Here is a 7,730-nt window from a genome sequence, read left to right on the forward strand (position 1 = left end):
ACGAAGGTGGCGGCAGCCGGATGAGGAGCAGTTATCCGCGATCACGAGCCAAAGATGACGACAGCAATTCTCGCAAAACTGCATGGCGGATTGCGCAAACGGGAAAAGAGATAGAGCATCGCCGCGACCTGAAGAAACGGAAATGGTCTATCGAAGGAGACAGTCATGCAATTGAAGGACGCAACATTGTTCCGCCAAGCCGCATTGGTCGGCGGCGAGTGGATTGAGGCCGATCCATCCAATTCGATCGCGGTGGACAACCCGGCGACCGGCGAGATCATCGGCCGCGTTCCCAATCTGGGTGCCGCCGAGACAAAGGCAGCGATTGCCGCAGCCGAGGTCGCCCAGAAGGAATGGGCGGCCCGCACCGCCAAGGAACGGTCGGTCATCCTTAGGCGCTGGTTCCAGCTGATGATGGACAATCAGGACGATCTCGGCCGCATACTGACGGCAGAACAGGGCAAGCCGCTCGCCGAGGCCAAGGGCGAGATCGCCTATGGCGCGAGCTTCATCGAATGGTTTGCCGAGGAAGCAAGGCGTGTCTATGGCGATATCGTCCCCGGCCATCAGAAGGACAAGCGCATCCTTGTGATGAAGCAGCCGATCGGTGTCGTTGCCGCCATCACCCCCTGGAATTTCCCCAATGCGATGATTACCCGCAAGGCGGGACCGGCCTTTGCCGCCGGCTGCGCCATGGTGCTGAAGCCGGCCTCGCAGACGCCGTTTTCGGCAATCGCCATCGCCATCCTTGGCGAACGCGCCGGTTTCCCCAAAGGCCTCTTCAGCGTATTGACCGGCTCGGCGCGCGCCATTGGCGGTGAGATGACCGCAAGTCCCGTCGTGCGCAAGCTGACCTTCACCGGCTCGACCGAGGTCGGAGCCGAGCTCTACAAACAGAGCGCGCCGACCATCAAGAAGCTCGGGCTGGAACTCGGCGGCAACGCCCCCTTCATCGTCTTCGACGACGCCGATCTCGATGCGGCCGTTGAGGGCGCGCTGATCGCCAAATTCCGCAACAACGGCCAGACCTGCGTCTGCGCCAACCGGCTCTATGTGCAGGAGGGCGTCTATGATGCCTTCGCCGAGAAACTTTCGAAGGCTGTCGGGGCGCTGAAAACGGGCAACGGCTTCGACGAGGGCATCAATCTCGGCCCATTGATCGACGAGTCGGCACTTGCCAAGGTCGAGGAACATGTCGCCGACGCGCTTTCCAAAGGCGGCCGGGTTGTATCAGGCGGCCGACGGCACCCACTCGGCGGCCGCTTCTACGAGGCGACCGTGCTGGCCGACGTCACGCCCGCCATGGCCGTGGCGAAGGAAGAGACCTTCGGGCCGGTCGCACCCCTCTTCCGCTTCAAGGATGAGGCTGATGTGATCGCCCAGGCCAACGACACCGAGTTCGGCCTTGCCTCCTATTTCTACGCCAAGGATCTCGCCCGTGTCTTCCGGGTGGCCGAAGCGCTTGAATACGGCATGGTCGGCGTCAACACCGGGCTGATCTCGACAGCAGAAGCGCCCTTCGGCGGCGTCAAGCTCTCCGGTCTCGGCCGCGAAGGCTCGAAATACGGCATCGAGGAATTCACCGAAATCAAATATGTCTGCCTCGGCGGTATCGCCTGAGGCCAGCAAAAAGGCCCGAGACACAGCATGACCCATCCACGATTCCTGTCCTTTTCCAGAAACGGCCATCATGGCTATGGGCTTGCCGTCGAAGGCGGTGTCATAGACCTCTCGGCTCGCCACAGCGCGACCTGGGCAACCCTACGCGAAGTGGTCGAGGCAGGTCGCCTCGCCCAGCTCGCTAGGGAAAGCAAAGCATTGAAGCCGGATTTCGCGCTTGACGAAATCCGCTTCGAAATTCCCATTCCCTCGCCGGAAAAGATCATCTGCGTCGGGGTCAACTTCCCCGACCGCAACGAGGAATATAAGGACGGCCAGACAGCCCCTTCCAATCCCTCGCTGTTCATCCGTTTTCCCCGCTCCTTCAACGGCCACGGCGAGCCGCTCATCAGGCCGCCGGAAAGCCCGCAGCTCGATTATGAGGGCGAGATCGTCATCGTCATCGGCAAGGGCGGCCGGCGAATTGCCGAGGCCGATGCCTTCTCTCACATCGCCGCCTTGTCGCTCTGCAACGAGGGCACGATCCGCGACTGGGTGCGCCATGCCAAGTTCAACGTCACCCAGGGCAAGAATTTCGATCGCACCGGCGCGATCGGCCCCTGGCTGATCCCCTTCACCGACGCGGCCCAGCTCGAGGACATCAAGCTCGAAACCCGCGTCAACGGCGAGGTGCGCCAAAGCGACCGCACCAGCCGGATGATCTTTTCCTTCCGCAAGATCATCAACTACATCTCCACCTTCACGACGCTGGTTCCCGGCGACGTCATCGTCACCGGCACGCCGACGGGCGCCGGCGCCCGCTTCGACCCGCCGATCTGGCTGAAGCCAGGCGATATCGTCGAGGTCGAGGCCGAAGGCCTCGGTGTCCTGAAGAACACCATCGCCGACGAGGTGTGAGATGCTGACTTCAAACGCGATCGAACAGGCCGCAGTGAACCTTGACGAGGCGGAGCGGACGCGTGTTCAGACCAAGCTTCTATCGTTAAGCCATCCCGGCATGACGATGGACGACGCCTATGCCGTCCAGAGCGCCTGGGTGAAGAAGAAGATCGCAAGCGGCCGCAAGCCGATCGGCTGGAAGATCGGGCTGACGTCGAAGGCGATGCAATATGCGCTCAACATCGACATTCCCGATTCCGGCGTGCTTTTCGACGACATGGTGTTCGAAGACGGCGCGACCGTGCCGGCCGACCGCTTCATCCAGCCGCGCATCGAGGCGGAAATCGCCTTCGTGATGAAGGCGCCGCTGAAAGGTCCCGGCATCTCGATCTTCGATGTGCTGAATGCCACCGATTACGTGACCCCGGCGCTGGAAATCCTCGACGCCCGCATCCTGCGCGTCGATCCCGAGACGAAGAAGGCGCGCACCATCGTCGATACCATCTCCGACAATGCCGCCAATGCCGGCATCGTCACCGGCGGGCGCGCGGTGCGGCCGGATCAGATCGACATGCGCTGGATGGGAGCGATCGTTAGCCGCAATGCCGAGGTCGAGGAGACGGGCCTCGGCGCCGGCGTTCTCAACCAGCCGGCCCGCGGCGTCGCCTGGCTCGCCAACCGGCTGGCGCAATATGGCGATGGGATCGAGGCTGGACAGATCGTGCTGGCTGGTTCATTCATCCGTCCGATCGAGGCGCGGCACGGCGACACCATCAACGCCGATTTCGGCCCCTACGGCTCGGTCAGCCTGTATTTTGCATGAAGGAGTGAAAACATGCCGGCGCCCAAGAACCTCTTCAAGCAAGCCCTGAAGGAGGGGCGGGCACAAATCGGCCTCTGGCAGGCACTCGCCAGTCCCTATACGGTCGAAATCTGTGCCGGCGCCGGTTATGACTGGCTGTTGCTCGATGCCGAACATGCGCCGAACGACGTGCCGCTTCTTGCCTCGCAACTGCAGGCGATGAAGGGATCGGCAAGCCATGCGGTGATCCGCCCACCGGTCGGCGAAACCTGGATCATCAAGCAGATGCTCGATATCGGCGCGCAGACGCTGCTCATTCCGATGGTCGACAGCCAGGAGATGGCGCAAGCCATGGTCCGTGCCGTGCGCTATCCCCCGCAGGGCGTGCGTGGCGTCGGCGCGGCCCTTGCCCGCGCCTCCGATTTCAACCGCATCCCCGATTATCTCCAGACGGCCAATGACGAGATCTGCCTGCTGCTGCAAGTGGAAAGCCGCGCCGGGCTCGCAGCGCTCGATGCGATCGCGACGACCGAGGGCGTCGACGGCGTCTTCATCGGCCCGTCCGATCTCGCCGCCGACATGGGCTATCTCGGCAGACCGGGCGCGCCCGAAGTGCAGGCGGAAGTCGAAAAGGCGCTTGCGAGAATCCAGTCGCACGGCAAGGCCGCCGGCATCCTGATCGGCGATCTCGCCCTCTCCAAGCGCTATCTCGAACTCGGCGCCACCTTCGTCGCGATCGGCAACGACGTCATGCTGCTTGCCAATGCCACCGCCAAGCTGCTTGAGGACTTCCACAAGGCCGAAGCCGCCAGGCCCGCGGGCGACGTCAAGGTCTACTGACGTCCCCGATCCTGCAAGCGGGATGCCTCCCTACGCGCGCCGCGTAGTCGCTCCAAGTGCTCGGATCCGAGATATGTCGATTTCGGGGTAGGCTCTCAAACGTTCCGACATTATGTCATCGATGGTGGCGCAGGCTGTGTTGGGCCACCGCCCACAATGATATAATCGTAGCTTGTCATGGCTCAGCTCAGCACGGTCTGGATCGTCGTGAATTCCTTCAGCCCTTCGTCGCCGAACTCCACACCGATGCCGGACTGCTTCACGCCCCCAAAGGGCGCGTTGGGCTGGATCGCTCCGTGCTTGTTGATCCAGACCGAACCGCATTCGAGCTGAACTGCATAGCGCTTGGCCTTCTCCGCATCGGACGACCAGACGGAACCGCCAAGCCCTGCCGGGTTCTGATTGGCGCGGGCGATTACTTCATCGACATCGCTGTAGCGGATGATCGGCAGAGCCGGACCGAATTGCTCCTCATCGACCAGCCGCACGCCGTGGTCGACATCGGCGACGAGGGTGATCGGATAGAAATAGCCGGGCCGCTCCATCGGCGCCCCGCCAGTCAGGATACGGCCGCCATGGGCGCGTGCATCGTCGACGAGCTCCCGCACCTTGTTGAACTGCATCTCGTTTTGAACCGGCCCGAGAATGCTTGCCTCATCCAGACCATCGCCGACGACGATCTTGGCGGCATAGTCGGCAAGGCCCCGGCAAACGTCTTCATAGATGCTGTCATGCACATAGAGGCGCTTCAACGCCGCGCAGGTCTGCCCGTTGTTGATGAAAGCGCCCCAGAAGAGACCCTCGACGATAGCCTTCGGATCGGCATCAGGCAGAACGATGCCGGCATCATTGCCGCCGAGCTCCAATGTCAACCTCTTCAACGTGGCGACCGCCGAGGCCATGATCTTCTTGCCCGTCTCGGTCGAGCCGGTGAAGGTCATCTTGGCAATGCCGGGATGGGCGGAAAGGGCAGCACCAATGCTGTTCTCGCCGGTGATCACATTGACGACGCCGGGCGGCAGCACCTCGTTGATGATCTCGACGAGGCGGATGGTCGAGAGCGGCGTCAAGGGCGACGGCTTGATGATGACGGTATTGCCGGCCCGCACCGCCGGCATAATGTGCCAGCAGGCGATCATCACGGGCCAGTTCCACGGCGTAATGGAGCCGACGACGCCGATCGGCTTGCGATGCAGCTCGACGCGGCCCTCATGATCGTCCTGCAGGATCTCGACAGGCAGGTCGAGTTCGGCCGTATGCCGTGTCCAGGCAAGCGCGGCGCCGATTTCGAAGCGGGATCCGAGGCCGTTGAGCGGCTTGCCCTGCTCCCGGGTGAGGATCTGCGCCAGCTCTTCGGCATGCTCGCTGATCTTTTCCGCAATTGCCCGGCAAGCCCTGGCGCGGTCTTCGTTCGACGTCCGCGACCAGCCTTTGAAAGCCGCCGCGGCGGCGGCAACGGCCCGGTCGAGGTCGGCTTCCTGAGCCAGCGGCATGTAGCCGACGATTTCGCCGTTCGACGGATTGGTAACCGCCATATGGTTGGTCGTGGCGACAGTTTCGCCACCGATGAGCAGGGTAGACCGCTTCACGATATTCTCCTCCCGTGAGATCGAGGAGAACTATGACTTTCGCCGGAAAAAGCGTCTTGGGGAGAAACGCGCCTCGTCTTGGACGGAAGCGCAAACTGCGCGTCAGACCATCTTTGGCACCGGTTCGCCTGAGCGAAGCAACTCGCTCGGCGCACAATCGAACAGCTCCTTGAAGCTGCGATTGAAATAGGAGATGTCGTTGAACCCGGCCGAATAGGCGACTTCGGCGATGGTCGTGGCGTTGCGCTGCCCTTTCAGTTGCTCGATCTTTTCACGCGCGAAGCGCAGCCGCTTGTCGCGGATGACGGCCGTGCAGGTCATGCCCATTCCCTGGAAATCCTGCTGCAGGGTGCGGATCGACACACCGAGCCTCGTCGCCAGCCATTTGGCGCTGAGATCGCTCTCGGTCAGGTGCTTGTCGATCAGAATATCGGCCATCTGCATACGCCGACCGGCACTCTCATGCAGGGAATTCAGGCTTGCCGTCTCGATGTCGGTCGACAGAAACGCCTGGCGCGTCGTGTCGAACATCAATTGGCGCAGATGCGGAGAGGCCGCCTCGCTTTCCGGCGTCGTCATCATCTTGGCGATCAGCGCCCGCAGCATCATCGCCATCGGATCGCTTGCCACAAGCTTGCGGGCCACATCGAAATCCACCTTGCTATCCGAGTACATCAATTGCCGCGGCAGATGCAGGGACAGATGGTTGGAAAAATGGCCCCGGAAATGGAATGTGGTCGGCCGGGTGGAATCGACCAGAATGCATTCGCCGACGTCGAGAATGTTCTGCTGGCCGGAGTGTTCCACCCCGCAGGCGCCCTCGAGCTGCAGGATGAGGAACAGATGCTCGTGGGCATCGCGGCGGATATCGTCCCAGCCACGATGGACGTAATCGAGATCGTTGGAAACATGGGCGAATTCCATGCCGCAAACGTCGATGCGGCTCGCCGTGCCGATGACCTTGTCGCCGCGCTCCATCGTATGCGGGTTGAAATTGCCGCAGATGCTATGGAGATCATCCACCCATTGATCGTAAGGTGTCGGCGACCATGTCCGATCGACAAGGCTGCGGTTCTGCAACAGGTCCAACTCCGCCTCCCAACAGTGTCAGCATCGCTCAAGACTGCTACAGGTCGGGTCGGCCGTCAATCATATCTTTAACATATTAATTAATGAGCGATGCGAGGAGGCGTCATTCCTCGCCGCCCGGCACGCCTTCCAGCTTCAACGCGGCCAACTCGTCGAGCATGTCAAGCAACTGCTCGACCCGGTCGGCGCCGAAACGCGCGCCGATATCGGCATAGACCTTCAGGCTCTCCGGCATGACTTCATCGACGGTTGCCTGCCCTGCCGGCGTAATCCGCAGCAGCACCCGCCGGCCGTCGGCCTTATCCTTGTGTTTGGTGATGAAACCGCGCTCCTCGAGCGAGCGGATCATCCGGGTCAGGCTCGGCGCCAGGATTGAGGCCTTGTCCGCCACCTCGCTTGCATCGAGCGTTCCGGCCTCGGACAGCACACGGATGACCCGCCACTGCTGCTCGGTGACGTCATGGGCAGCGATGATCGGCCGAAAATGGCTCATCACCGCTTCACGCGCGCGCAAAAGCCCGATCGCCAGCGATCTCCGGCGCTCCTGCGGCGATTGGCTCATCGATGACGATGGTATTTCGACTTGATTTTGCTGCCTGTTGCTCATTCGGATCCTGACCGCGCACTCGTTGAATATCGGATTCTTCGCGAAGTGAACAGTCGACGGAAAATCACAAGACAACTAGTTAACACGGAAACGACTAAACGCCAGCCCCTTCACGGAGGGCCTTTCCTGTTCGTGTAGCGTCTCAGCGGCAGGAGTGGGGCGTGCAATCAGTGCTATCGGAAGGGAAGCGCCATCGCGGCGATTGATGTGAGACTTCTCAATAGACCACCACGCCGCGGATGCTTTCGCCCTTATGCATCAGCTCGAAGCCCTTGTTGATGTCTTCGAGCGGCATGGTGTGGGT

General features: G+C 61.8%; 7 protein-coding genes. 4 read left to right on the forward strand and 3 right to left on the reverse strand.

Features of this window, described 5'->3' with window-relative positions:
* Positions 1-165 precede the first annotated feature (165 nt).
* From gabD to hpaI, 4 genes are read left to right on the forward strand one after another with little or no spacing between them, the layout of a single operon-like run.
* Positions 166-1,620, forward strand: a complete 1,455-nt coding sequence (gene gabD, locus CO666_RS29665; protein ID WP_097615593.1) for an NADP-dependent succinate-semialdehyde dehydrogenase — start codon at positions 166-168, stop codon at positions 1,618-1,620.
* Between the two features lie 27 nt (positions 1,621-1,647).
* Complete coding sequence (locus tag CO666_RS29670; protein WP_097615594.1) at positions 1,648-2,517, forward strand: fumarylacetoacetate hydrolase family protein; 870 nt, start codon at positions 1,648-1,650, stop codon at positions 2,515-2,517.
* Position 2,518: 1 nt separating this feature from the next.
* Complete coding sequence (gene hpaH / locus CO666_RS29675; RefSeq protein ID WP_097615595.1) at positions 2,519-3,322, forward strand: 2-oxo-hept-4-ene-1,7-dioate hydratase; 804 nt, start codon at positions 2,519-2,521, stop codon at positions 3,320-3,322.
* A 12-nt stretch (positions 3,323-3,334) separates the two neighbouring features.
* Positions 3,335-4,141: a 4-hydroxy-2-oxoheptanedioate aldolase gene (gene hpaI / locus CO666_RS29680; protein WP_097615596.1), complete on the forward strand. Its 807-nt coding sequence runs from the start codon at positions 3,335-3,337 to the stop codon at positions 4,139-4,141.
* A 182-nt stretch (positions 4,142-4,323) separates the two neighbouring features.
* Here hpaI and CO666_RS29685 read toward each other — a convergent pair whose 3' ends face one another.
* From CO666_RS29685 to hpaR, 3 genes are all read right to left on the reverse strand, one after another.
* A complete protein-coding gene (locus CO666_RS29685; RefSeq protein ID WP_097615597.1) occupies positions 4,324-5,730 on the reverse strand; it encodes an aldehyde dehydrogenase family protein in 1,407 nt (468 codons plus the stop codon).
* Positions 5,731-5,832: 102 nt separating this feature from the next.
* Positions 5,833-6,819, reverse strand: a complete 987-nt coding sequence (locus tag CO666_RS29690; RefSeq protein WP_097615598.1) for a helix-turn-helix domain-containing protein — start codon at positions 6,817-6,819, stop codon at positions 5,833-5,835.
* 103 nt (positions 6,820-6,922) lie between these two features.
* The gene (gene hpaR / locus CO666_RS29695; RefSeq protein ID WP_425352442.1) at positions 6,923-7,381 is read right to left on the reverse strand and encodes a homoprotocatechuate degradation operon regulator HpaR; all 459 of its coding nucleotides are present in this window, start codon (positions 7,379-7,381) and stop codon (positions 6,923-6,925) included.
* Between the last annotated feature and the right edge of the window lie 349 nt (positions 7,382-7,730).

Origin of the sequence: Rhizobium chutanense, assembly GCF_002531935.1 — a bacterium.
Taxonomy (GTDB): domain Bacteria; phylum Pseudomonadota; class Alphaproteobacteria; order Rhizobiales; family Rhizobiaceae; genus Rhizobium; species Rhizobium chutanense.